Annotated in this window: 22 protein-coding genes; all 22 read left to right on the forward strand. The window is 38.5% G+C overall.

Going from position 1 to position 26712, the window contains the following annotated elements; all coding sequences use genetic code 11:
• Positions 1–151: 151 nt before the first annotated feature.
• Positions 152–496 (forward strand): hypothetical protein, encoded by a 345-nt coding sequence (locus tag NT178_03580; protein ID MCX5811608.1) that lies wholly within the window; start codon positions 152–154, stop codon positions 494–496.
• Positions 493–981 (forward strand): acyltransferase, encoded by a 489-nt coding sequence (locus NT178_03585; GenBank protein ID MCX5811609.1) that lies wholly within the window; start codon positions 493–495, stop codon positions 979–981. The genes NT178_03580 and NT178_03585 overlap by 4 nt, the downstream gene beginning before the upstream one ends.
• Positions 978–2078: a DegT/DnrJ/EryC1/StrS family aminotransferase gene (locus NT178_03590; GenBank protein MCX5811610.1), complete on the forward strand. Its 1101-nt coding sequence runs from the start codon at positions 978–980 to the stop codon at positions 2076–2078. The genes NT178_03585 and NT178_03590 overlap by 4 nt, the downstream gene beginning before the upstream one ends.
• A gap of 83 nt (positions 2079–2161) precedes the next feature.
• Positions 2162–3196, forward strand: a complete 1035-nt coding sequence (locus NT178_03595; GenBank protein MCX5811611.1) for a peptidoglycan bridge formation glycyltransferase FemA/FemB family protein — start codon at positions 2162–2164, stop codon at positions 3194–3196.
• Between the two features lie 87 nt (positions 3197–3283).
• Positions 3284–4126 (forward strand): hypothetical protein, encoded by an 843-nt coding sequence (locus tag NT178_03600; protein MCX5811612.1) that lies wholly within the window; start codon positions 3284–3286, stop codon positions 4124–4126.
• Positions 4127–4187: 61 nt separating this feature from the next.
• Positions 4188–5225 carry a DUF354 domain-containing protein gene (locus NT178_03605; GenBank protein MCX5811613.1) on the forward strand — a complete coding sequence of 346 codons (1038 nt, stop codon included), beginning with the start codon at positions 4188–4190 and terminating at the stop codon, positions 5223–5225.
• Between the two features lie 66 nt (positions 5226–5291).
• Positions 5292–6548, forward strand: a complete 1257-nt coding sequence (gene wecB, locus NT178_03610) for a UDP-N-acetylglucosamine 2-epimerase (non-hydrolyzing) (protein ID MCX5811614.1) — start codon at positions 5292–5294, stop codon at positions 6546–6548.
• Positions 6542–7876 carry a hypothetical protein gene (locus tag NT178_03615; GenBank protein MCX5811615.1) on the forward strand — a complete coding sequence of 445 codons (1335 nt, stop codon included), beginning with the start codon at positions 6542–6544 and terminating at the stop codon, positions 7874–7876. The genes wecB and NT178_03615 overlap by 7 nt, the downstream gene beginning before the upstream one ends.
• 31 nt (positions 7877–7907) lie before the next feature.
• Positions 7908–8852 carry a glycosyltransferase family 2 protein gene (locus NT178_03620; GenBank protein MCX5811616.1) on the forward strand — a complete coding sequence of 315 codons (945 nt, stop codon included), beginning with the start codon at positions 7908–7910 and terminating at the stop codon, positions 8850–8852.
• Between the two features lie 20 nt (positions 8853–8872).
• Positions 8873–9757, forward strand: a complete 885-nt coding sequence (locus NT178_03625; protein MCX5811617.1) for a glycosyltransferase family A protein — start codon at positions 8873–8875, stop codon at positions 9755–9757.
• Complete coding sequence (gene asnB / locus NT178_03630; protein MCX5811618.1) at positions 9709–11655, forward strand: asparagine synthase (glutamine-hydrolyzing); 1947 nt, start codon at positions 9709–9711, stop codon at positions 11653–11655. Before NT178_03625 ends, asnB begins: the two co-directional genes overlap by 49 nt.
• A gap of 178 nt (positions 11656–11833) precedes the next feature.
• Entirely contained in the window at positions 11834–13303 is a 1470-nt protein-coding gene (locus tag NT178_03635; protein MCX5811619.1) for a right-handed parallel beta-helix repeat-containing protein, read from the forward strand.
• A 113-nt stretch (positions 13304–13416) separates the two neighbouring features.
• Positions 13417–14895: a lipopolysaccharide biosynthesis protein gene (locus tag NT178_03640; GenBank protein MCX5811620.1), complete on the forward strand. Its 1479-nt coding sequence runs from the start codon at positions 13417–13419 to the stop codon at positions 14893–14895.
• Positions 14896–14897: 2 nt separating this feature from the next.
• Entirely contained in the window at positions 14898–15530 is a 633-nt protein-coding gene (locus NT178_03645) for a class I SAM-dependent methyltransferase (GenBank protein MCX5811621.1), read from the forward strand.
• Entirely contained in the window at positions 15530–16393 is an 864-nt protein-coding gene (locus NT178_03650) for a glycosyltransferase (protein ID MCX5811622.1), read from the forward strand. The genes NT178_03645 and NT178_03650 overlap by 1 nt, the downstream gene beginning before the upstream one ends.
• Positions 16390–17628 carry a DUF2334 domain-containing protein gene (locus NT178_03655; protein MCX5811623.1) on the forward strand — a complete coding sequence of 413 codons (1239 nt, stop codon included), beginning with the start codon at positions 16390–16392 and terminating at the stop codon, positions 17626–17628. Before NT178_03650 ends, NT178_03655 begins: the two co-directional genes overlap by 4 nt.
• On the forward strand, positions 17628–18497 hold the full coding sequence (locus tag NT178_03660; protein MCX5811624.1) for a glycosyltransferase: 870 nt from the start codon (positions 17628–17630) through the stop codon (positions 18495–18497). The genes NT178_03655 and NT178_03660 overlap by 1 nt, the downstream gene beginning before the upstream one ends.
• A 145-nt stretch (positions 18498–18642) precedes the next feature.
• Positions 18643–20607, forward strand: a complete 1965-nt coding sequence (xrt, locus tag NT178_03665; protein MCX5811625.1) for an exosortase — start codon at positions 18643–18645, stop codon at positions 20605–20607.
• A gap of 35 nt (positions 20608–20642) precedes the next feature.
• Positions 20643–22100, forward strand: a complete 1458-nt coding sequence (locus NT178_03670; protein MCX5811626.1) for an MBOAT family protein — start codon at positions 20643–20645, stop codon at positions 22098–22100.
• 73 nt (positions 22101–22173) lie between these two features.
• On the forward strand, positions 22174–23226 hold the full coding sequence (locus NT178_03675) for a DUF1574 family protein (GenBank protein MCX5811627.1): 1053 nt from the start codon (positions 22174–22176) through the stop codon (positions 23224–23226).
• Between the two features lie 59 nt (positions 23227–23285).
• Positions 23286–25229 (forward strand): VanZ family protein, encoded by a 1944-nt coding sequence (locus NT178_03680; protein MCX5811628.1) that lies wholly within the window; start codon positions 23286–23288, stop codon positions 25227–25229.
• A 151-nt stretch (positions 25230–25380) separates the two neighbouring features.
• Positions 25381–26673, forward strand: a complete 1293-nt coding sequence (locus NT178_03685; protein ID MCX5811629.1) for an SUMF1/EgtB/PvdO family nonheme iron enzyme — start codon at positions 25381–25383, stop codon at positions 26671–26673.
• Positions 26674–26712: the final 39 nt, after the last annotated feature.

The raw sequence follows: 26712 nt of genomic DNA on the forward strand, positions 1-26712 counted from the left end.
TCTCTCGTTACGTATTGCGTGTTGCCCGATGATGCATTGATGTAGGTCATGTTTCTCTCCTTTTTTTCTTACAGAAAAAACAAAGAGATAATGACCCTCTGATGGTCTAAGAATCAAGTATCATTTTGTTACGTATAGCAATGTGAATTGGATGTCGCCGGTTAAGATAAGAACAACGCTCATCGGTGGTGACAAAAAGATGCTTGTCTGGAATGATCTTCAAGAAGATCAAAAAATAGAAATATACGACAAAGGAGTTGATGTAGAAAGCAGGGAAGGCATTTATGATCTCCTTGTCAGTTACCGTTCAGGAGATATGTGGGTGCCGAAAGTGAATAAAACGGAAGCGTTGAAGCTTGAAACAGAACATTTTGTAGACTGTGTGTTAAACAATAAAACGCCCATCAATGATGGTATATCAGGATTAAGAGTTGTCGAAGTTCTTGAAGCTGCAAATAAATCGTTAATGAAAAAGGGTGAAATAGTAGAACTATGAGTCAATATTTGTCCGTATCAGATGATGTCAAGCTTGGGAAAAACATAAAACTGTCAAAGTTTATAAACCTGTACGGATGCTCCATCGGCGATAATACCAAGATAGGTGCATTTGTAGAGGTACAGAAAAATGCCGTAATCGGCAAGAACTGCAAAATATCAAGCCACACCTTTATCTGTGAAGGCGTGACCATAGAAGACAATGTTTTTGTCGGACACGGTGTAGCTTTCATAAACGACCTTTACCCGAGAGCAACAAACCCTGAAGGTGCATTGCAGACAGAGGAGGATTGGAAAGTGGAACCAACTTTGGTTAAAAGAGGAGCTTCAATTGGCTCCGGATCAACTATCCTCTGTAATGTAACAATAGGAGAAAATGCAGTTATAGGAGCCGGTAGTGTTGTAACGAAAGATGTACCGCCAGATATGATAGTGGCGGGCAATCCGGCCCGTATACTGAGAAAAATCCAGGAGGTTAAACCGTGAAAGTACCTTTTCTCGATCTTAAAATGCAGTATCAGTCTCTTAGAACAGAAATTAATCAAGCATTACAAAATGTTATGGACAATACAGCCTTTGCCGGCGGACCCTTAGTCGCGCAGTTTGAAAAGGAATTTGCCGCATTCTGTGGATCTGAGCATGCTATCGGAGTGGGTTCCGGAACAGATGCCCTGTGGCTGAGCCTGATTGCTCTTGGTGTTGGTGAAGGAGATGAAGTTATAACGGTGCCTGATACGTTTATTGCGACTGCAGAGGCCATAAGTTTTTGCGGTGCAAAGCCTGTTTTTGTTGATGTTGATGAAAAAACTTACAACATGGACACATCTTTAATTGAGGCCGCAATTACATCAAAGACAAAGGCGATAATACCGGTCCATCTTTTTGGTCAGACGGCCGATATGGATTCAATAATGGATATCGCCAGAGAGCATGGTTTACATGTCATTGAAGATGCATGTCAGGCACACGGGGCTTTATACAAGGGAAACTCAGCCGGTACAATGGGTGACGCGGGCTGTTTTAGTTTCTATCCGGGCAAGAACCTCGGAGCCTATGGTGAAGCAGGTGCTGTGGTAACCAACAACGGTGATATGGCAGACAGAATTCGCATATTGCGGGATCATGGTCAGGCAAAAAAGTACTACCATAATTTTATAGGTTGGAACGCACGTATGGATGGTTTTCAGGGCGCTATTTTAAGTGTTAAAATAAAATATCTTAATGCATGGAATGAAGCGCGTCGCAAAAACGCGCTTTTATACAATTTAGCCCTCGAAGGTGTAGATGGTCTTATTCTGCCTAAAGAGGCTGATTTCGCAAAACACGTATATCATATTTATGCGATACGCGCTAAAGATCGTGACAATCTCATAGCCGGTCTTGCCGAGAAGGAAATTAATTGCGGAATCCACTATCCTATCCCGGTTCATTTGCAGACTGCTTACGATTTTCTGGGTTATTGCAAAGGAAGTTTGCCAGTTGCAGAGAAGTGTGCCGAAGAATTTGTTTCGCTGCCGATGTTCCCGGAATTAACCAAGGATCAGATTGAGTATGTAGCTAATGGAATAAGGGATCTTCTCTAAAGCGAGATACATTTACATTGTTTCTGATTCCCAAGGATTAACGGGCATGAACGCCGTATTTTTGCATTCTTTTTTGCTATCTCATGGACCTTCAAATTATTAACCCAATCAATTTTGTAGGATGGGACAGCCTGGTTCTTGAAAAATCCGGCTATTCTTTCTTTCACTCATCTGCCTGGGCAAGAGTACTGAGCGAAGCCTATCATTATAATCCCGTTTATTTTGTATTATTTGATAGTGGACATATTTTGGCATTGATCCCGCTTATGGAGGTAGATAGTAAGATAACCGGTAAACGGGCCGTTTCCCTGCCTTTTACTGATTATTGTGAACCCATATTTGACAATCCTGAGCAACTTAATGTTCTGTTTAATGCCATGATTGATCATGGTAAGAGATTCAAATGGCGATATTTGGAATTAAGAGGTGCCCAGGACGGTTTGAACTATTCAGAATACTCTGAAAGATATCTCCATCATTTTCTGACCTTATCCCGAAAAGAAGAATCAATATTTACCGACTTCAGAAAGGGGACGAAAAGTGCTATCCACAAAGCTGCAAGAGAAGGAGTAGAGGTAAAAATCTTAAACAGTATGGAATCTGTGAGAGATTTTTATAAACTTAACTGTATTACGAGGAAGCGCCATGGGATACCCCCACAGCCTTACTTTTTTTTTAAAAAACTCCATGAACACGTTATATCGAAAAATATGGGTTTTGTTGCACTTGCTTCCTTCCGGAACAACTATATTGCCGGCGCCATGTTTGTCAATTTCGGAGAGGAAGCGATGTACAAGTATGCGGCATCATATATGGAATTTCAATGTTTAAGGGCGAATAACCTTATTTTGTGGGAGGCGATAAGATGGTATTGTCAACGTGGTTATAAGACCCTATCTTTGGGAAGAACGGAGCCTGAGAACGAAGGCCTCAGAAAGTTCAAGACAGGTTGGGGCGCTACGGAAAAGGAGATAGGATACTATAGATATAATTTAATGAAGAATACTCCCACGAAAACTGCCCAGAAAGTAGGAAAATTTAACCATTTTTTATTCAGCAAAATGCCCATCCCGGTACTCAAATCGATAGGTTCCCTGCTGTATAAACATATAGGGTGATGAATGCTGCCTAGTTTCCTCACAGCTTTTTATTATAATATAAAACCCATTGTACCAAGGTCATTACAAATCTTACTCAGAAGGCTTATGGCTAAATACAAACTGAACAGTTGCAGAGATGTCTGGCCGATCGATGAGAAGGCAGGTAATCCCCCTATTGGCTGGAACGTATGGCCGGAGGGCAAGAAATTTGCCCTGATCTTAACTCATGATGTTGAAACCGCAGGTGGTCACGACAAAAGCCGCGAACTGGCCGATCTCGAGCAATCCATGAATTTCTGTTCATCTTTCAACTTTGTGCCTGAACGATATTCTGTCTCACCGGATCTGCGAAAGTATTTGAATACGAAGGGTTTTGAAGTGGGGATACACGGGTTATACCACGATGGAAAGCTCTACCGTTCCAGAGAAATATTTCTTGAGCGAGCTTTCAAAATCAATAAATATCTTGAAGCATGGGGAAGTGTTGGTTTCCGATCACCATTTATGCAGCATAACCTCGATTGGATTCATGATTTAAATATCGAGTATGACGCCTCAACCTTTGATACTGATCCATTTGAACCTCAACCTGACGGCGTGGAGACAATATTCCCTTTTTGGGTTGCAGACAAGAGCAAAGAAAAAGGATATATCGAGCTCCCGTGTACACTTCCACAAGATTTTACGCTATTTAAGCTTCTCGAAGAGCAGGATATTTCTATATGGAAGAAAAAATTAGACTGGGTTGTGGACCGTGGCGGCATGGTATTGGTAAATACCCATCCTGACTATATGAATTTCGGAACATCCAAGCCGAATATGGAAGAATATCCTATCAAATATTACACAGATCTTCTTGAATATATTAAAAAAAAATACGAAAGACAGTTCTGGCATGTACTGCCTAGGGATATTGCAAGATTTTGGTTCAATAATTTCAAAAATTGAGGTAAGATAAAATTAACAGACAATTTATTAGAAATAAAAACAACAGCTTATGGATCCACTAATGCAAAAGAAAATATGGATCGATTTAGACAATTCACCGCACGTGCCATTTTTTAAGCCGATCATAGGCAAATTGCAGGAAGCCGGATATATTTTATTTATTACTGCCAGGGACAGTTATCAGGTATATAATCTCGCCGATTTTATGAAGATTGAATATAAAAAAGTCGGACGCCATTATGGTAAGAACAAATTTATGAAACTTTATGGCTTTTTGCATAGAGGAATACAGTTGCTGCCGCTTGCTTTAAGGGAAAAACCTGATCTTGCATTGTCCCACGGTTCCAGATCGCAGATACTTGTATCATCAATTCTTGGAATAACATCGATTGCAATTTCCGATTATGAACACACTGCAGAAGTTGTCAGTCCAACATGGGCTCTTGTGCCCGATATTATGCATAAAGAGAAAATCAAGCATTTTAAAAAGGGTATTCTTACCTACCCAGGGATTAAAGAGGATGTGTATGTTCCGTATTTTCAACCGAATCCTAAAATTCTTCAAGAATTGGGCGTTCACACGGAGAGCCTGTTGATTGTCATACGGCCCCCGGCTGTTGAGGCACATTATCATACTGCTGAAAGCGAATCACTTTTTTTGAAAACGATTGATTTTCTTGGTAATATTGAGAATGTTTGCATGATTCTGGTTCCAAGAAATGACCGTCAAAAATTACTTGTCAAGAATACATGGCCTGATTTATATAAAAGAAAAAAGATAATCATACCTGAGCAGGTTGTTGACGGACTTAATTTGATGTGGTATGCCGATGTGGTGATTAGTGGTGGCGGAACTATGAATAGGGAGGCTGCGGCCTTAGGTGTGCCCGTCTACAGTATCTTTCGCGGAAAATTGGGTGCTGTAGATAAATACCTTGTTGATTGCGGCCGTTTAACTTTACTGGAAAATGAAGAAGGCCTGAAAAATGTTCTGAAGATTCCGAAGAGAAATCGATCAGAAGATACAATTTTAAGGAATAATCTGGCATTGACAAGTATCATAAGCAATGTTACCAAAGTTCTTGAAAATGTATTTTAGGACTGCAATCTGCATAAAAATAACTAAACATAAAAAATAAGTATAATTGACCCTTATGGAGAAAAAGTGAAAATTCTCAGTGTAGTTGGCACCAGGCCGAATTTTATGAAGGTTGCCCCTGTCTGTGCAGCAATAGAAAAGCACAACAGGCACTATGCCGGTTCTCCGCAGACCATAGAACATATTCTGGTTCATACGGGCCAACATTACGATCAACTGATGTCAGATTCTTTTTTTAATGACCTGAATCTTCCCAAACCGGATATTAACCTGGGAGTTGGTTCCGGGACGCATATTGAACAATTGGCTGAGATCATGAAAAAGTTTGCAAAAGTTTTGCTTCAAGTTATACCTGATGTTGTGATTGTTGTAGGTGATGTAAATTCTACACTTGCATGTGCGCTCGCAGCTTCAAAAATATTCCATGATTCGAAAAATGTTAAACCATCTATTGCCCATGTTGAAGCAGGTCTCCGTTCCTTTGATCAGACTATGCCTGAAGAAACGAACAGGGTACTTACCGACCATCTCTCTGATTATCTTTTTGTTACCGAAAGAAGTGGAATACTTAATTTAAAAAAAGAAGGTATTCCAGACGAAAAAGTATATTTCGTCGGCAACACCATGATAGATACCTTGCTGATTTTTAAGGATATTGCAAACAGATCAACAATTCTGTCGAATTTAGGTATTGCTTCTCAAGTCAGCAAAACAACCGGTACAGAGGAAACATTCAAGGACTGCTTGATCACTCCTTATGCTTTATTGACGCTTCACCGTCCTTCAAATGTTGACAACAAGCCACTTTTTTTGAACATAATAGAAGCTTTGGCTGAAATCTCAATATACCTCCCTGTTATTTTTCCTGCCCATCCCCGTACTGTGAATAAAATTAATGAATTCGGTATCAATAATTATTTTAACTTTTTAACGGGACTTCAGACTTGTGGAAATGGGGCACAAATCTCAGAAAAAAGAATAAACCTTATTGATCCGTTAAGCTATATCGATTTTTTATGTCTAATGTCTAATGCGAAAATAGTTTTGACTGATTCCGGAGGTATTCAGGAGGAAACTACCTGTTTAGGCATACCCTGTGTTACGGTAAGAAATAATACTGAAAGACCTGTAACAATAGAAGAAGGAACAAATATTCTTGCAGGGACGGATAAAAACAAAATAATAAAATGTTTTCATGATCAATTAAGAAAAATTGCCGCCACTAAAAGTCCGGACTACTGGGACGGCAGAGCCGCCGAAAGAATCATCGATGTTTTAGCTGCAAAGGTATACGCACAAAGAGAAAAAGAGGGATTATGTTAGCCGATCCATTAACCGGTATCACATATGTTACATTAATGGGCTTGATGCTCACATTGATTATGGGTGTAATGTCAATAACTTTGCAAAGACAATATGCCATTATCCCTTTTCTTTTTATAACCTTATTTGTTTCCGGCGGCCAGAGAATAGTAATAGGTGATTTCAATTTTATCTTGTACAGAATAGCAACATTTTTTGCGTGGGTAGGCGTGATGAGACGCCATGACCTTCAATTTATCACGCTAAACCGTATCGACAAAGTCTTTATTTACTTTGTTATTGCGGCATTCTTTTCACGTGTCCTTTTATTTGGGAGCTGGGCAAGTGTCGTGAACCGTCTTGGATTCGCCTATGATATGATCGGTATGTATTTTCTCTTCAGATGTTTGATAACAGATATGGAAGATGTTGTCCGAGTAATTAAAATCTTTACGTATTTCGCCGTAGGTGTTGCTGCTATAATGATTTTCGAATCTCTGACAGGACAAAAGTTTACTTTTTTCGGTGGATTGCAGCAGGTCGTTGAAGTTCGTGAGACAAAAGTACGGGCGCAAGGCCCATTCGGTCATTCGATCTTGGCCGGGACCTTCGGGGCAGTGCTTGTGCCGATGGCAATTTCGCTTTGGAAGGAAGAGCGTGGGGGAAAGAAGATCGCTATTATCTGTTTTTTTGCTTCGACAATCATTGTTATGACTTCCGGATCGAGTGGCCCGGTTATGTCTTATGTGGCAGGTTTATTTGGAATATTTATGTGGCGTTTTAAAAACAATGCCCGTTTTATATGGCGTGTAACTCTGGTAACTATGGTGTTTTTGCAAATTGGCCTATCATGGAACGTATGGCGTCTTTTAGCAAAGTTCAAGATATATACGGCATCAACAGCCTATCACAGGTACAAGCTCCTGGATGCTTTTTTTGAGCAATTTGGAGATTGGTGGCTGTTTGGCTCTGCAAGTACGGCATATTGGGACGAATATGGTAAGCTGGCGGATGTAACAAATTGGTTTGTACGGATTGGAGTGAATGGAGGACTGTTCACTCTTATCCTTTTTATATACATTTTTGTCCTATGCTTTAACGGGCTTGGAAAATTATTAAGAGCCAGCGAGGGTGAACCGGGAAAGCAATTTTTCTTATGGGGGATTGGAGCTTCTTTATTTACTCATGTTGTTTCATCTTTTGGAGTTGCTTATTTTGATCAAAACGTTTCCATATTTTTAACCGCTATTGCAATGATTTCACTTATTATCAGTTTGCCACAAAATGTAGCAAAAGAGGAGGAATCACTGGATTCTAAAGGGCAGTTCGTTTATTTATCGGCAAAATAAATTATAATGAATTATCACATAAAATAGTGCCTTGACAGAAGAGATTAATCTATCAATTATCATTGTAAGCTGGAATACGAAAGATTTGTTGCTGCAATGTTTACGATCTGTTATTTCAGAAATAAGTGTGTTCAGATCAGAAATTATAGTAGTTGATAATGCATCAACTGATGGTTCCGCTGCCATGGTGGAACAAATTTTCCCTGAAGTTACTCTTATAAAAAACACATCCAACCTTGGTTTTGCAAAGGCAAACAATATTGGAATTCAACGAAGTCGAGGTAAATACATTTGTTTAATAAACTCCGACATAATAGTAGAACGTTTCTGTATAGTTAACTTATATAATTACGTTGAGCAATATCCGCAAATTGCTATAGTAGCTCCAAAAATATTAAATCCGGACAGCACGCTCCAACCTTCATGTAAACAATTTCCAACATTATGGAATTGTACGTGTCGAGCTCTGGCTTTTGATACTTTATTTCCAGGAACGTCGTTGTTTAGCGGCCAATTGATGACTTTTTGGGCACATAATCAAATCAGGCGAGTAGATTCTCTCAGCGGTTGTTTTATGATGGTACGGCGTGAGGCAATAGATCAGGCGGGTTTGCTCGACGATTCCTTTTTTATGTACGCTGAGGACAAAGACTGGTGTAAGAGGTTTTGGGGTGCTGGTTGGCAGGTTGTGTTTTATCCGGGATCGACGGCTATTCATTTTGGCGGAGCAAGTTCTTCCATTGCTCCAGCAGAGTTTGCTATTGAGGAATGGCGTGCAAATCTGCAATATTGGAGAAAACATTACAATACACTGCAGCAGGCAGGATTTTATCTGATTATCATACTTCATGAACTGGTAAGAACCGTTATCGGATTAGCCGTCTATTTGGTAAAGCCATCTAAAAGAGATGTGATGTTAAATAAAATTAAGTCAAGTGCCGCATGCCTTCACTGGATGATTTCGCGAACCCCATAAATTGATCTACTTACGGAAAAATGTACGTCCTAATAACCCCCGCAAGGAATGAAGAATCCTTTATTGGAAAAACGATTGAGGCAGTAGCTGCTCAATCTGTTCTCCCGAAGGAATGGGTGATCGTTAATGATGGGTCAACAGACCGCACTGAGGAAGTAGTTGCTTCATATCAGAGAGATCATAGTTTTATAAGACTTATATCTGTCTCTGAACATCAGGGACGGAATTTTAACTCGAAAGCGTATGCCTTCCAGGCAGGTTACAGGAGATTAGAGTCTAAAGATTACCACTTTATAGGTAATTTGGATGCTGATGTTTCTTTTGAATCTGATTATTATAAAAATATATTGGAAAAGTTCAGCGAAAATTTAAAACTGGGAATAGCAGGCGGAATTATTGCCGAGCTGGTAAATAATGTTTATGTATTACAAAACATCAGCCTCAACAGTGTCGCAGGGGCAACTCAATTGTTTCGTCGGGAGTGCTATGAAAATATCGGAGGATATATCCCTATCATGACCGGGGGGATAGATACTGCGGCCGAAATAATGGCGAGGTCGAAGGGGTGGGAGGTGAGAACATTCCCGGAACTTACAGTGCTCCATCACCGACGCGTTGCTTCTGGAAAAGGGAATATATTAGCCGAAGGATTTCGAAAGGGAATTTCACACTACCTGCTCGGGTATCACCCGTTATTTCAGGTAGCACGGTATATGTCACGCATTAAGGATAAACCATATATACTGGGAAGCTTTTTTATATTGTCAGGCTATCTTTGGGCTCTGGTCCGTCGATACAAAAGGCCAATCCCTGATGATGTTGTGCGATATCTGAGAAAGGAACAGATGAGACGGTTATGGTCGTTTCTTGCTACAGGGAGTCGTCAAAAAACAGGATCAGGATAGACTTTCTCTCTCAAAAAAAAAGGCAGAATATGTGCGGAATTTGCGGCCAGTTTAATTATGTGGAGAACTCTCCGGTGGATGTTTCAGTCGTGAGAGCTATGGCCCGCGCTTTGTCTCACCGGGGGCCGGATGATGAAGGATATCATTTTTCCGGTTCTATTGGATTAGGTTTTAGAAGATTGTCGATAATAGACCTTGAAGGCGGCCACCAACCTATGTCTGACAGTGAAGAGACGATATGGGTAGTGTTTAATGGTGAAATTTATAATTTTCCTGAATTAAGAGTCGAGCTTGAAAGTCAAGGATATATTTTTAGAACGAAATCAGATACAGAAGTCATAATCCATGGTTACAAACATTGGGATGACGATGTTCTTCAACATTTGAACGGGATATTCGGGCTCGCTATATGGGATGAAAGAAAACAAAAACTTATTCTGGCACGTGACCGTTTAGGTGTTAAGCCTGTATATTACAAGATTCAGGATGGGTCTCTCTGGTTTGCTTCAGAAATGAGGTCTATAACAACCAGTGAAAGAGGGAAACCCGATGTTGATCCGGTGGCTATCAACCTTTTCCTGAGATACAGATACACTCCGTCCCCGCTTACCATAATCAATGGTATTAAAAAGCTTGCCCCGGGAACAAAATTGACTGTTGAGAAGGGAAGGTATCTGGTTGAACGCTGGTGGAAGTACCAACCGATTCCCTTTGACCCTTTGCCCGATTTCAGACAGGCCGAAGACGATCTTCTTCATCTTTACAAGCGGGCAGTTAAAAGGCAACTCATAAGCGATGTCCCGCTTGGTCTTCTATTGAGCGGAGGTGTAGATTCGGGACTACTTCTTGCTCTTATGGAGGCACATGGCAGTGATTGGCAGACATTCACTGTTGGTTTTGGCGACGAATTCCGTGACGATGAGCTTGATGCGGCAGCCAATACTGCTCGTATTCTCGGGGCGCGCAATAGTGGAATCAAGATGGAAAAGAAAGACTTCGATGATATATTTTCGAAAGTCGTATGGGCGTTAGAGGAGCCTATTGCAGCCTCATCAGCCATACCAATGTACAGTCTGTGCGAACATGTTCGGAGCAAGGTGAAGGTCGCGCTCATGGGGCAAGGCCCCGATGAGTTGTTCGGCGGATACAAAAGGCATATCGGTGTCCAATACGGTCGATATTGGAGAGCATTGCCGAAACCGTTTAGAAAACTCATGGGTTCTGTTGTGGGGTACTTACCGCGGAATGAAGCTGCCAAACGAGCAATATACTCCTTAGATGTACAGGAAAGGATGGTCAGGTATCAACATGTGTTTTCACTTATGTCCGGTGGATTTGTCGACAGCCTTTTTCAGGACGGCATTTTACCTGATGGGGCTGGAGACAGGATTCTCGAATGCTGGCAAGGTCTAGAACCCATGATAGAATATACTGATGAACTCGGAGGTTTCCAATTCCTGGAGGTTCGGTCTGCTCTTCCTGATGAATTGTTGCTTTATGCAGATAAACTTTCTATGGCGCATGGTCTTGAGATAAGAGTTCCTTTTTTGGATCAGGAGGTTGTGGAATACGCGGAAAAACTTCCGGCATCTTATAAAGTACGTAACGGATCAGGGAAATGGATACACAAGCAGGTATGCAAGAGATTCCTGCCTGATGAGATTATTAAAAGAAGAAAGCTCGGTTTTGTTACGCCTGTTGATGAGTGGTTTCGTCAGGGGGTGTACGGTGGTGCAGAGAGCAGCCTGCTTGATAATAATGCTATAATGTATAACTATTTTCAGTATGAAAGAGTCCAGCAACTGATCAAAGAGCATCGAAGCGGTCGACACAATCACTTCAAGATACTCTTTAGTCTTCTTTTCCTTAATGCTTGGTTTAACACGTTTTTGTCATGAATGGTTATTATGCTGGAGAGCTTTAATAGACAAGTAATTGAGGTTTTTTTTGTATTTCTCTTCTGGTATTGTAGATTTTACGGGATGTAGCTCCTTAGCATTATGGCGCGAGATTTGATCGCAGAATTTGAAAAGTTGCTTAAAGCTGGCATTACAATTAACCAATAGGAGGCGCTTTATGTCTTTTAAGGCGTTTATCGCTTTTTTTCTTTTTTTATTGTCTTTAGTTGGGATCATGTTTGTTGCAATGGACGGAAATAGCATGATGCAAAGAGTTTTGGCCTTGGATGTGAGAGAAATGATGGGCAAGATTAAAGATAAGATAAGTGATAAAAAGCCCCTTGATCTGAAAGTTGCTAACCTGTTAGATAAAAAAACTGCATCTAAAGAAGCCGAACTATCGAGTTATTGCATCCGTCCGGCTGTTGGTGTAAATGCTTGCGCAAATGACGGCGATGGATCAAGCTGGTCTTGCGCAACATCACCCAATGGACGCGGAGCTTTTAAGGGGTTGCCTTCCAAAATGAAACGCGGAAGCACTTATTATGTGGGGGATGGACGATACGATTGGCACATTTTGAGAGAGTCCGAATCCGGATCGCAACTCATTACAATTAAAAAAGCCATTTTAACTGACCATGGGGCTAATGCTGACTGGGATAATGCCTTAGGAACAGGACAATCTATTTTTCAAGGTTTCAAGATCACAACCGGCTATTGGATCCTGGATGGCCAAAGAAGAAATGACGACTGGAAGTCCGGCTATGGATTTGCAATAGACACATCCGAAAAAGGTGGCCCCGGGATATATGTTGGTAATACATACAGTGCCTCCCATATAACAATTAAATATTTAGAAGTAATTGGTGGCGGGGACGACAACGATAAAGGTGGAAATAATTTGATTTGTGCAGGAGGGATTCCCGGTACAACCGGTTGGAAAATCCAGTATTGTTATCTTCATGATGCAGGTGGAACGCCAATTCAAATAATTCATAATAACAATGTTCTCATAGAATACTGTTATATAGCCAGAAACGAGAGTCACCCAAAAGAGCATTCGGAAGGAATTATGGCGCACGACCAAAATGACTCGTGGATCGTCAGATTTAATATATGGGAGGACATTGAAGGAACTGCTGTAATAGCATTTGTTGGCGATAACTGGGAGATTTATGGGAATGTGTTTTATCATACGGAAAGCAATAATCCAAAAGTCAGAAAACGCTGGGGTGTCGGTAACGGTACTATTGCGACTTTTACCGGTCGTATTTGCAACAATACAAAAATATATAACAACACGTTTGCAAATATGAGAGGTCATAATAATGGTATATATTTTAGTTCAGGCCAAAAAAATGTAGCATTCAACAATCTATGGTATAGTTGTAATCATGTTGAATTTGCTAATGTTGATCATGATTACAACTGGTTCTTCAAGTCTGGCACTCAATCAGAACCAAATATCCAAAAAGGCACCGAAAACCCTTTTATCAATGAAGCTAACAATAATTTCCGTCTCTCAAAATCCACTAGTCCAGGTAAAAACGATTTAGGCGCTTTATATAATACTGATATCGACGGTAAAATTCGCGGCGCCGATGGAGTTTGGGATAGAGGAGCATTTGAATATAGTGCGGAAAAATAACTGCAAAGTAAAACAATGTTATTTTCTGTAAAATTCGATCATAGCAGTATATTTATAAACTATTGCTTCCCAGTGGCGACGGAAAAAATTGCCAAAAATCCATAATGTCTACAATGCAGAATGCACCTCATGGCTCGCTCCATAAACGTGTAATTGAGAGTGGGTTTTGGATATTTGTATTAAGAGTTGCCAATCAGATTCTTAGCCTGATTAAGATGGTTATTCTGGCAAGAATTCTTACACCTCATGATTTTGGGTTGGCAGCAGTAGCAATGCTTACTATATCGACCCTGGAAGCTTTTTCTCAGACCGGTTTTCAGGCAGCATTAATACAAAAAGAAAAGAGTGTTAGAGAATACCTTGATAGCGCATGGATTACCGCGATTGCAAGGGGGGCGGTTTTATTCTCGGTAATCTATTTCATTGCCCCTCGTGTGAGTATATTTTTTAACGTATCAGAAGCAACGCCGATTATTCGCACTGTTGCTCTCATATTACTTATCCAGGGATTTAATAATATTGGTGTTATATACTTCCAAAAAGATTTGGAATTTAAGAAAGAATTCATGTATCAAATATCCGGCACATTTGTTGAATTCATTGTTGCTGTTTCTGTTTCTTTATTGTTGAAAAACGTATGGGGTCTAGTATTTGGATTGCTTGCTGGTAATTGTACGACTCTCATCGCAAGTTACCTTCTACATCCGTACAAACCCCATTTTTATTTCGATTTTAAAAAGATAAAAGATCTTTTAAATTTTGGAGTTTGGGTCTTTGGCTCAAGCATTTTAATATTCCTGACAAGTAATGGAGATAATATGGTAGTGGGTAAAATGTTGGGGGTAAGCATGCTTGGATTATACCAAATGTCATACAGATTTGGAAATCTACCAACAACCGAAATTACCCATATGGTTTCCAAAATTGCTTTTCCAACATACTCAAAATTAAAAAATGATTTAATTCAGCTCAGAGATGCGTATTTAAAGGTATTGCAGTTCACGTTGTTTTTTTCCTTCTGCGCCGGCGGGCTTATGTTCTCTTTGGCAGATGAATTTACAAAAATTATATTAGGCGACAAATGGTTGCCAATGGTTATGCCACTGAAAATATTGGTTTTTGCAGGAATGGCACGTTCTGTTTCGGCAACAGCCGGTCCTATATTGTATGCTACGGGTCAGCCGATAATAGATACAAAAATGCAAACTCTCCGTTTTTTTATCCTTGCAATACTTATTTACCCGTTGACCAGTAAAGGAGGTTTAATTGGTGCTTCTATCGCTGTGTTCATAAGCGAGTTGGCAAGCAGCATAGGTTTTACGTTTTTTGCGATTAAGAGAACTTATTGTGGTGTCTGGAAATTTATCAGGATTTTATACCCGCTTCTTATAAACCTATTTATTACTATATGTTTAATATCAGTGCTCAGGAATGCTTTGCCTTCTTATCAGTTATTGTGGTTTATTTTAATTGCATGTAGCGGAGTTTTCACATATTTTATACTGTTTTATCCTTTCGACAGGCTTATAAATTATGGAATATATTCGTTAATGAGAGGAAGCATAAGCATATTAATAAAAAAAGTGTCTTAGATATGGGATTGAAACCGGGCAATGAGCAATATTTCAATAAGAGCTATGATTCAAAAGGGCGCTTCGTAAGTTATTGGCATCAAATAAATGAAGTAATTTCTCTTAACCCAAAAAATATTCTTGAAATAGGAACCGGCAATAAGTTTTTTTTTAATTATCTCAAAGATAGAGGGTTTGACATAATTTCCATTGATATTGACAAGAAATTAAATCCGAAAGTAGTTGGTAATATTTTGGATTTGCCTTTCAAAAAATCTGTTTTTGATGTTGTTACTTGTTTTGAGGTACTTGAACATTTAGAATTTAGTATAGTACCTAAGGCCTTTGGCGAACTTGCTCGTGTGTCTAAAAAACATATAGTTATATCGATACCTGACACCGAAAGAGCATACAGATTTAATATTCAGATTCCAAAAATTAAAGAAATTAAAAGGCTTATTACGATTAAACGGATCAGAAAGCCTCGCATTAATAATGAGGATGAGCACAGGTGGGAAATCGGTATTCAAGGTTATCCTTTAAAAAGAATTATCAATGTAATGAAAAAAACATTTCTTTATATTGAAAATACATACCGTGTTTTTGAAATGCCATGGCATAGATTCTTTATCCTGCGAAAGGCTAATGAGGCATAATGGATACCAGCATCGTATTTGTTACCTATAATAGGCTTGAATACACAAAAAAAAGTATTGTATCGCTCCTTAACAAGGACGATGATTTTTTATTATATTTATGGGATAACGCTTCTACAGATGGCACACAAGAATATTTAAAAGACATTTCAAAAGATTCCAGAGTTAAAGAAGTTGTGTTTCACAAAGAAAATGTTGGGCCAACCTATGCGCTAAATTATTTCTGGCACAAATGTGACACTGAGTTGGTAGGCAAGGTTGACAACGATTGTCTTGTAGAACCAGGATGGATAAAAATTATTTCAAAGGCTCATGAAGATATCCCGCAGCTTGGAGCTATAGCTTGCTGGCATTACAGAAAAGATGATTTTGATGAAAGTGTTGCATCAAAAAAAATTCAAAAATTCGGAAAACACTTCATATTCAGACATCCCTGGGTGTGTGGTACCGGTTTTCTTCTTAAAAAGAGCATTTTTTTGGAAGCAGGAGACTTAGAGGCTGGGTCGCCGCGTATAGGGATGACCGATTATTTTTTGAAGATAGCGCAACGAGGCTATATTAATGGATGGTACTATCCGTTGATATTGCAGGAGCATATGGACGATCCATTTTCACCATACAGCCTTACTAAAAATGATGATTATTTTCAAAAATTCCATAACATTACCTATTCAACGCGAGAGAATAAAATCAAGGATATTGAAGACAGCAAACGGATTTCAAAGGAATTTCTCAACACTTTATTATACGGACCGTTTGAAGCCAAACATTATACCGGTTGGCGCGCTAAACTTAAAAGGATTATAAGTTTAAAAAAACGTTTTTTTGCAAAACTTGATTTATTGGATAAAATAAAAAAATGAAAAGAATATATTATTTATTAATAAGCACAGTATTATTTAGTTTTATCATTATTCTTCCGTTATATTCATCAGAGGCGAAGTCATTAAATATTGTTTTTCGTTATGATGATTTTTCCAGTATTAGTTCGGACGAGTTTGATATTAAAATCTTAAATGTTTTCCAAAAATATAACATTCATTGTACATTTGGAGTCATTCCCTTTGTGGTTGAAGGCAACCAGCATAATCCAATATCTCAACCTACCTTGCCGTTGAGTGACAAGAAAGCTGAAATTGTCAGGGAAGGCATAAATAAAGGTTTTGTGGAGGTGGGGCTTCACGGGTATACCCACCAGACATACAAGATACCATCCGATAGAATATATTCTGAATTTTCAGGAGTTCCTTTCAAAATTCAGGAAAGCAAAATTGTTCAAGCAAAAACCTTTCTCGAGAAACGTCTTGCCACTAAAATCAGTACTTTCATCCCTCCATGGAATACTTTCGATGCAAACACTTTAACAGCTCTTCAAGATAATGGTTTTAAGCAAATCTCTGCCTATATCATAAGGGCGGATAGCTTATTGTCAAGTCGACTGAAATCCATACCAGCCGTTTGCGGTTTATCAAACTTGAAGGAAGCAATAGAGTCAGCACGAAAAATAAAAGACCCTCAGTCTGTTATTGTTGTTTTATTCCATAGTTATGATTTTAAGGGGATGGGAACAAGCGGCATTTTCACTTATGATGATTTAGACAATATCCTGAGTTGGCTTTCATCTCAACAGGATATCAATTCTCTTACTATTCGTGAAGCAGCGGAAAGGATAGAAGATTTAAGCGGTATACGGCTGATGAAATATGACTCTTATCTTAAATCTATTTCTTTAATACCGCATCAGTTATATCCGGCATCGCCTCATGTGTATTACTCAACAAATATTTTTGATAAATTAATACTGAGGGCGTGGATAATTACCTTCGTATTTTATTTTATCCTCATTCTAATTATAGCAAAAGTATCATTTTTTGTCGGCTCAGTTGTTCTCAGGAAAAGCAGATTTACATGGGCACTTGTTCACTACGGATCACTGTTTCTTGTCTTATTTATTTTATTTTATTTTATTCACTATCGAATACTTAATGCTTATTACCACGGAACAATCTATTACAAAGTTATGTTTTTTATTTCCTTAATTACAGAGTATATATCTTGGCTGAGCGCTTTAATTAAAGCACGAATTAATAAATTGTAATGCCAAAAATATCTGTTATTATGCCTTGTTATGATCAAGCTCAATACATTTCGGAGTCCATTGAAGGTGTACTGCAACAAACATATAATGATTTTGAGCTTATTATTGTTGATGATTGCTCTAATGATGACTCCTTGGACATCATAAAAAAATATGAAAACATGGATAAAAGAATTGTAGTCATCCATCACGAAATGAATAAAGGTGTTGGCGCCTCAAGAAACGACGCGATGGCTGTTTCAGGTGGTGAGTATATAGCTTTCTGCGACTCCGATGATATATGGAAAAAAAATAAATTGGATATTCAGCTTGCGTTTCTTGAGAAAAATCAGCAAATCGGGCTAATCCACTCCGATTCAATCATTATTAATGAAAAAAGCGAGCCAACAGGTGAGCGATTCAGTTCTATTTACCAAAAAGGGGTAAAATTGTCAGGTGATTTGTTTGAAGAACTTTGTGTTACAAATTTTATTAATATTGCAACTGTTGTAATGCGTCAAAAATGTTTAGAAGACGCAGTGCGTTTTGAGGAGGACCTGGGGTCTGTTGAAGATTGGGTGTACTGGGTAAGGGTGGCAAGAAAAAATACTATTTATTACATCGATGACGTTCTTGCAAAATATAGGGTACACAGTAGAAGCACGCGGCTCAATAGAAGCAATGTAACCACGAAAAGAATTAGAGGATATAAGCTTATTTTGGAAACGTATCCTGATATCCCCCGCAAATTGAGATCAAGGATGCTCTATTTAATAGGTGCGGATTATCTTTCCTTGACCGACAAGGAATCAGCCAAAGTTTTTTTCGGAAGATCACTAAAAGCAAATATGTTTAACATGAAAAGCATAGTCCGATATTTGATAAACTGAGTCGGTTTGCCCTCCCCCGCATGTTGAGCATAGACCAGGTAGATCAAAGAGAATACGGATATTAAGCAATACGCCATGGGGATTATCCATAAAAAAGACAAAGGATATACCCCAGGTATTAATCGAGCTGAAAGGATATAGGCATATGGGATTAGGTTATACAATCTTCTATTGTTTTATTTTGTTAGTCATCGGTTTATTTCCGTTTAATTTCCGACAATCCAACAATGCGTTGTTGAATCAGATTGACGGACTTATGCTTGCCCCGCCGAGTACGGTTTATACACTGGCTCCACCTGAAAAGTTGGTCAATATAAATGAACTTTCAGTTTTAGTAGAGTTGAAAACAGATTTTACCCAGGAAAGCGGGTATGCAAGAATTATCAGTTACTCGCTGGATCCTGAAAATATGAATTTTAGGGTGGCTCAATGGGAAGATCGTTTAATTTTTGAATTGAAAACTGCTGATGCTCCCAGGGGACTCCATTTTGAAGTTCTTAACATCTTCAACAATAATGCAAGAAAGTGGATTCTAATAAGTTGCAAGGGCAATAAAATAGCTTTTTATAAAGATGGTGAATTAAGAAAAACGATTGAAACCGGACAAATAGATTTTGCAAATTGGGATAAAACCTATCCACTTTCTGTTGGAAGCGAAAGCAATGGGAAATTTTGCTGGGGTGGAAGTATTAACCGGATTGCCATTTATGCACGCTCATTTATGCCTGAAGAAGTAATGGATTTATATTTGCACCCCTTGGAAGTACGTCCTTTAATTTATTATTCTTTTACCGGAAACCAAAATCGTTTGATTGCCGACCAGGGAATAGGGAAACCTTCTAATTTGTCAGTTCCGGAACATTTCACGCCATACAAAAGAAGCACCCTGGAGAAATTCTATAAGCCCTATGGCACGACATGGCGCAGCTATAAATATCATTTGCTCGACATATTGGTTAATATCATCGGGTTTATTCCTCTGGGATTTTTATTGGCATCATATATTGTACGAAAAAAATTACCGTTGATTCTATCAATATTGCTGCCGACTCTGGGAGGTTTTATTGTTAGTTTTACAATCGAGATATTACAAACATACCTGCCGGGACGTTCTTCCAGCTTGAATGATCTTATATGCAACACTATCGGGGTATTGTCCGGTTCCTTTGCTTTTTGCATCCTTCATTTGACATTCAAGGAAGATGAAAAAACAGTCCTGGCCAGGGGCGTAAAACATATGGCCAAAAAACTGGAATATCACAGGTATATAGGACTCATTATCTTTACCCTTGCGACATTGTGGATGTTTTATGAACCGTTGAGAGAGCTTTTACGTTTCTACTGGGACAGCGAATATTATTCCCATATTATCATCATTCCCCTTATAAGCGGATTTTTTCTTTACAAGAGCAGAAATGAATTATTTGGTGCACCTCGGTATTCTTTTTTTGTTGGGAGTATTGTAATAGCTTTCAGTATTTCTATCTATATTTTGGGGCAAACGGTTTTTGTTTATCTTAACCAGAATGATTATGCAGCACTGGTAACTTTTTCCGGTATTGTTCTCTGGATTGGCGCTTTCATATTTTTTTATGGTACACATTCTTTCAGGAAGGCATTTTTTCCGTTTTTCTTTCTCCTCTTTATGGTACCGATCCCGAGCGTAATTATGGATAAGATTCTTTATGTTTTGCAAACTACTTCAAGTTGGGTAACCTGTATTCTTTTTAAAATTGCCCAGATTCCGTTCACCAAAGATGGATTTATTTTTGTTTTGCCCAATAATTTATATATACGAATAGCGGTTGAGTGCAGCGGAATCCGTTCCTCGATAGCGTTGTTGATAATAAGCGTAATAGTAAATCATATATATTTGAGGAAGAAGTGGAACAAGACCGTGCTCCTTGCTGCTGTATTTCCAATAACAGTTGTCAAAAATGGTATTAGAATTTTTGTTCTCAGCCTGTTAGGAATATATGTGGACCGGAAGTTTGTTGTTTCAGGATTTCTGCACGAGGCAGGCGGTATTTTTTTCTATCTTCCCGCCCTTTTACTTTTTTTGTTTGTTCTCGGTTATCTTGTGAAGCGTGAACAAAAAACTGAAAAATAACGTCCACTAAACTCATAAACATGAGACTCAAATAAATGCTTTTCAATTCATACCAATATATTTTTCTTTTTCTTCCACTGTGTTTAATCATATTTCTTTATCTCAACAAAAGGAATATGCTGGTTGCCGCTAAGTTTTGGCTGGTCTGTGCTTCTCTCTTTTTTTATGGTTGGTTCAATTTTTATTATGTCATATTGTTAGTAGGAAGCGTGTTGATAAATTATCTTTTCAGTATGAAATTATTAATGCGCAAGAACTATGTTTGCTTCAACAAGAAAGTAATCTTAGCCCTGGCAATATTGTTAAACCTTGTCTTACTGGCATTTTATAAATATACGAATCTGTTAATAAATCAGTTCGCAGGTAATGATAGCATACTAAAGCTGATCAATATAGCGCTGCCGATCGGAATAAGTTTTTTTACTTTTACTCAGATTATATACCTTATTGATTCATACAGAGGCAGGGTTTCGAAATTCGGTTTATTGGACTATTCTCTTTTTGTGACATTCTTTCCTTATTTGGTTTCGGGTCCCATAGTTTATCAGCAAGAGGTTTTACCTCAGTTCGAAGTATCTGAAAAAAAGAATCTTAATTATAAAAACCTTTCTATAGGAATTTTTTTATTTTCCATTGGCCTGTTTAAAAAAGCTGTGATCGGTGATACACTTTCCGAATGGGCAAACACCGGATTTGATATAGCCGACAAATTAAAGTTAATAGAAGCCTGGATAACAAGCTTATCTTATACACTTCAGTTATATTTCGATTTTTCGGGATATACCGATATGGCATTGGGAAGCGCCCTCATGTTTAATATCGAGCTTCCGATAAATTTTAACAGTCCCTACAAATCTCTTAATATTCAGGATTTTTGGAGGCGCTGGCATATTACGCTCAGCAGGTTTTTGAGAGAATATATTTATGTGCCGCTGGGCGGTAGCCGTGTGTCGGATGTGAGAATAATAATTAACATTATGATTACTTTTCTGTTGTGCGGCCTCTGGCATGGTGCCGGCTGGATGTTTCTCTTCTGGGGTTTTTTTCATGGCGCAGGAATTGTTGTATTCAGAATGTGGAGGAAACTTAACATCAATCTGCCGAAAATAATAGCCTGGTGCATTACTTTTAATTTTATAAATATTGCATGGGTTTTTTTCAGAGCAAGAAATTTTCATGATGCTCTCAAAGTGATAGATGGAATGCTTGGCATGAACGGAGTGGCGGTACCGGCATGGCTTGGGGACAAGCTGTTATTTTTGCGCATTTATGGCGTAGAATTCCAACCTCTTTTGATAAATATCGAGGGCGACCGGAAGGCATTGTTCGCTATTATAGCCTTTTTCGCGGCCTCAGTTTTTTTCAGAAATTCTAACGAATTGGCACGAGACTTTAAAAGTAACTTGTTGTCGCTTGTCTTTGCGGTTATTTTATTTTGTGTATCAATGTTACATTTAAGCAACTATTCGGAGTTTCTTTATTTCAGGTTTTAGAATGAAGTTAAATAGAGAGTTTACATTTGCAGGTTGGCTTAGAAGATTTTTATTATTATCATTAATCATTGTCATGATAACGGTAATACTAAACTATTTCCTTGACACAATGGGTATATTCAATCCTGAAAAAGGTCTGAGAAAAGCAGCTAAAAGCTTGTTGGCCGGGAATATGATTGCGGGACTTGGCGATATTGATGATCGAAAATTTCAGGAGCTTATTGTTGATACCAATAAAAATAGAGTTAGTGAAATTGTGCTTGGTTCATCGCGGAGCTTACAACTCGAAAAGAATATAATGGCAGGAAAAAATCATGATTATGTTTTCTTAAATCATTCTGTGCCAAGAGGAACACTGGATGATTTCATAGCGATTATTGGTTTATATATGAGCAAAAAGAAGTATATCCCAAAAACAGTTGTCCTGGCAGCGGATCCATGGCTATTTAACGTTAACAACGAGATAGATGCATGGAAGTCCTTAAAACCTTTTCATGAGTATGTATTGCGGGGCATGTACGGAAAAAAAATCAAAGATGATATCGACCTGTCATCCGCTAAAAACAAATACAAATTGTTGATAAATTGGCAATATACCGTAAAAAATATAATTTCTCTGAAAAGAAAAAGCATGTTTTATATTACAGAAAATGAAAATATTAATGACGACATCAGAAGACCTGACGGATCCCTGGTATATCCTGTTAGCATAAGACTTCAGAGCGATGATGAAGGGATTATGAAAGCAAAGGCTTATGCAAGGGGGCCGGTTCATCTGATGGAAAACTTTGATAAATTATCGAATATAAAACTTTTCGAAGATTTTTTGAACTATATAGCGGACAATGACAGTGAAGTGATAATACTTCTAATACCCTTTCACCCGGTTGCGTACAATCTTTTAATCAATAATCCGAAATATAACATTATGCAGGGCGCGGAAGTGTATTTGAAAAATCTTTGCAGCAAAAATAATTTCAGAATTTTAGGTTCATATGATCCTGAAAAAAATAACTTGCAGAACAATGATTTTTTCGACGGAGTTCACATGAAAGAATCGGGTTTCAGAAAAATAATACCGCCCCAAAAAAACAGTACACGTAAAAAACGGACTGAAGTCCCGTAACAACTAAAAGGTCATCTCGAAACATAATGACGTTAATTTGTCTTTATAGTTATATACTTTTGTTGATTTTCACAGGCTTGTGGCCGTTCACCTTTTTTCCGGAAAACAGGGTGACCGTTGACAGCCTTAAGGGGCTTCACCTTACGCCCCCAGCCACTCTTTACACCGAAGCGCCACCGGAAAAACTATCTCAACTGCGGGAATTTACCTTTCTTTTACGCCTGTCTTCGAATTTTTCCGGTGAGAGCGGCTACGCAAGAATTTTGAGTTATTCTATTAATTATTCATCCATGAACTTTATGCTGGCTCAGTGGAAAGATCGCTTAATTTGCAGAATTAAGACGGATAGCAACGAAAACACTATTCATTTTGAGGTCTTGGAGTTTTTTAAGAAAGGCACTGAAAATCGGCTTGCCGTTGTCTTTAAGAATAATGAATTTAATGTATATCGGGATGGAGAAAGAAAAAAAGCGATTAGTTTAGATCCTATGAAGGTTTTTAAATGGAACCATTCATACCCCCTTGTCCTTGGATCAGATGCCGACGGAAAATTTTGTTGGGGGGGCAATATTTATTCATTAAGCATATATGATCGAGCACTTTCCGCTGCAGAGGTTCTGGAACCTCCGGTAAAGCAGCCTGAGAAACTTCCGTTAATCCATTATTCTTTTCGAGAAATCAAGAACTCGAAGATTTTGGACGAGGGAAAGGGCCCCCCGGCTAACCTGACTGTACCTCGCTATTATATTCCATATAAAAGACCTTTCTTTAATATTTTCCCGACCGACAGGGTCAATTTGAGATACAATTTATTGGATATAGTTATCAATATTTTGAGTTTTATGCCAATCGGTCTTTTGATTTCTATTTATCTTTATTCTAAAAAAATGGCCTTTAAAATTCATCTTTTAGTCTCATTTTTAGTTGGTCTAAGCGTCAGTCTTCTGATTGAGTTTTTCCAGGCATTTATTCCTGTCAGGGATTCAACAATGAATGATGTTTTTGGGAATGTTGTAGGGGCATCTTTTGGAGCGATAATCTATTTCTTTTTACATGTCCGGAGGATTTTTCAGCAAGGCATTATTAAAGAGAGGACAGGAACCAGAAATTGGCAGGCATCTGGCATAAGTCAAAAATCAATGCATTTCATAGCAAGTATAGACAACAGGCACATCCTGTTTCTTACGTTGCTTCTAATTTCAATTACCATTATCTACACACCCTACAGAACATTGTTGGGAACCTATATGACGATAGACTCTTATATACATATAATTTTTGTTCCCATAGTATGTGGGTATTTGTTTTACGAGAAAAAGGAAGCAATTTTTCGCCAATTTTCCTACGATGTGAAGATAGGTGTTCCTATAGCTACTGCAGGAATAGGTATTTTACTAATAGGGAACAAATATGGTAGACACCTCAACATAAACGATTACACGTCAATTATAATGTTATCGGATGCTGTTTTCTGGTCAGGTTCATGTATTATTCTTTATGGATTAAAAGCTTTTCGGGCAGCGTTAATACCCCTTCTTTTTCTTGTTTTTTTGATTCCAATTCCAACTCTGGTGCAAAACAAAGTGGCAACGATAATACAGTCAATCCTCAGCAATATCACGAGTCTGGTTTTTAAGGCCATTAACTTACCGTTTATCAACAATGGATCGGTTTTCTACCTCCAGGATAACCTCAATTTGGATATCGCGTATTGTGCCAGCCGAATCCCGTTGATTTTCGCGCTGTTTATCCTGGCCTTTTTGGTAAGCCATATTTTTCTGGCAACAGGTTGGAAAAAACTTGTTCTAACCTTTTCCATCCTCCCCGTTGTTCTGTTGAGTAATTGTGTCAATATCCTTGTGCTGGCGTTGCTTGGGGTGTATATGGATGATAGGATTCTATCGCTGGAATTGTCGAGCACATCTATGGGTTTATTCTTTTATATCCCAGTATTGGTTTTGTTCCTTCCAATTCTCTGGATTTTCAGAATGTCAGACAAGTAAATGAAATAATAAAGTATTGTGGGAAATAAAGAGATATACAGAAGCATGTCCAGAACATGTTCTGACAAAAAAACTTGAAGATTGAATTCTTTTTTCAATTGTAGTATGTTCCGGTTTAGGCAAAATAAATGTGGAAAGGAGCGTATGAGTAATGGGAGTATCTAAACCTTATTTAACTTCTTATCAGATTGTTTCTATATGTTTATTCACCATTCTTCTATTGACGGTTGTTCCTGCTGTTCAAGGGGAGACATACATAGATCAGCTTACTGGCATGGAGTTAATCCGTGTAAAAGGTGGATGTTATATTATTGGAGATACTTTTGATAAAGGCAGAGATGATGAAAGGCCTAATAAAGAAGTATGCATTGATGATTTTTATTTGGGTAAGTATGAAGTTACTCAAATACAGTGGGCAACAATCATCGGGAAGAACCCATCCTATTTTCAAAAAGATGTGCACCAAATTTTCTGTGGCCTTAGGTTCTGTGTAGGTTGTCCTGAGAATGTTTGTGGTTTTATTGATCTCAGTAAGTTTCCCGTTGAAAATGTAAGCTGGGATGATATACAGGAATTCTTAGAAAAAATTAATAATAGAACTGGAAAAGACTATCGTTTGCCAACAGAAGCAGAGTGGGAATACGCTGCAAGGAGTGGTGGGAATAAGGAAAAATGGGCAGGGACACACTTTGAACTGGAACTTGATAAATATGCGTGGTATCGAGATACTTCAGGATACAGAACTCAACCTGTGGGGCAGATGAAACCCAATGGGTTGGGGTTATACGACATGACAGGCAATGTCTGGGAGTGGGTTAATGACTGGTACGATGCGGATTATTATAAAACTATAAAAAAGAACAATCCTGAAGGTCCAAAAACAGGGGTATATCGTGTCATGCGTGGCGGTTCCTGGTTTGAGGATCCATGGGTTATACGGACAAGTTACCGCAACAGCGGTTTTCCGTATTTAAGAAGCACTAATGTAGGCTTCCGTCTGGCAATGTCGGCTCCAAAGCCGCCCCCTCCTATTGAAGAGCCGCCACCCAAGAAACCAATGGAAGTTACCATCTTAGAAAAAGGACGGATCACCCTTGATATTCATTTTGATTTTGACAAGTGGAATATTAAACTCAAATACCATGAAGAAATTAAAAGATTTGCCGAAGTCATGAAAAAATACCCTGACATGAAAGTTCAGATAGAAGGTCACACATGTATTATTGGAGGAGCAAAATATAACCTCAGACTCTCTCAAAGAAGGGCTGATAGCGTTCGAAAATATTTAATACAAAAATTTGGCATTGAACCATCACGATTAACCGCTAAGGGCTATGGGCTATCAAGACCAATTGCTTCCAACAAGACTGCGGAAGGGAGAAAACAGAATAGAAGGATTGAAGGGGTTGCAGAATATACGATTACAAAAACGAAGCCTTATTGAATTTTGAAGAACAATCTTTCCGAAAAAACTCTTCGAAGG

The organism is Pseudomonadota bacterium, assembly GCA_026388255.1.
GTDB lineage: Bacteria > Desulfobacterota > Syntrophorhabdia > Syntrophorhabdales > Syntrophorhabdaceae > JAPLKB01.

Coding starts and splice junctions, on each gene's coding strand:
- NT178_03675 (MCX5811627.1), top strand. CDS start 22,174: ATGATAACGGTAATACTAAACTATTTCCTTGACACAATGGGTATATTC.
- NT178_03660 (MCX5811624.1), top strand. CDS start 17,628: ATGCCAAAAATATCTGTTATTATGCCTTGTTATGATCAAGCTCAATAC.
- NT178_03670 (MCX5811626.1), top strand. CDS start 20,643: ATGCTTTTCAATTCATACCAATATATTTTTCTTTTTCTTCCACTGTGT.
- NT178_03600 (MCX5811612.1), top strand. CDS start 3,284: ATGGCTAAATACAAACTGAACAGTTGCAGAGATGTCTGGCCGATCGAT.
- NT178_03645 (MCX5811621.1), top strand. CDS start 14,898: ATGGGATTGAAACCGGGCAATGAGCAATATTTCAATAAGAGCTATGAT.
- xrt (MCX5811625.1), top strand. CDS start 18,643: ATGGGATTAGGTTATACAATCTTCTATTGTTTTATTTTGTTAGTCATC.
- NT178_03585 (MCX5811609.1), top strand. CDS start 493: ATGAGTCAATATTTGTCCGTATCAGATGATGTCAAGCTTGGGAAAAAC.
- NT178_03640 (MCX5811620.1), top strand. CDS start 13,417: ATGCAGAATGCACCTCATGGCTCGCTCCATAAACGTGTAATTGAGAGT.
- NT178_03625 (MCX5811617.1), top strand. CDS start 8,873: ATGTACGTCCTAATAACCCCCGCAAGGAATGAAGAATCCTTTATTGGA.
- NT178_03655 (MCX5811623.1), top strand. CDS start 16,390: ATGAAAAGAATATATTATTTATTAATAAGCACAGTATTATTTAGTTTT.
- NT178_03615 (MCX5811615.1), top strand. CDS start 6,542: ATGTTAGCCGATCCATTAACCGGTATCACATATGTTACATTAATGGGC.
- NT178_03650 (MCX5811622.1), top strand. CDS start 15,530: ATGGATACCAGCATCGTATTTGTTACCTATAATAGGCTTGAATACACA.
- NT178_03635 (MCX5811619.1), top strand. CDS start 11,834: ATGTCTTTTAAGGCGTTTATCGCTTTTTTTCTTTTTTTATTGTCTTTA.
- asnB (MCX5811618.1), top strand. CDS start 9,709: ATGGTCGTTTCTTGCTACAGGGAGTCGTCAAAAAACAGGATCAGGATA.
- NT178_03580 (MCX5811608.1), top strand. CDS start 152: ATGTCGCCGGTTAAGATAAGAACAACGCTCATCGGTGGTGACAAAAAG.
- NT178_03605 (MCX5811613.1), top strand. CDS start 4,188: ATGCAAAAGAAAATATGGATCGATTTAGACAATTCACCGCACGTGCCA.
- NT178_03595 (MCX5811611.1), top strand. CDS start 2,162: ATGGACCTTCAAATTATTAACCCAATCAATTTTGTAGGATGGGACAGC.
- NT178_03685 (MCX5811629.1), top strand. CDS start 25,381: ATGGGAGTATCTAAACCTTATTTAACTTCTTATCAGATTGTTTCTATA.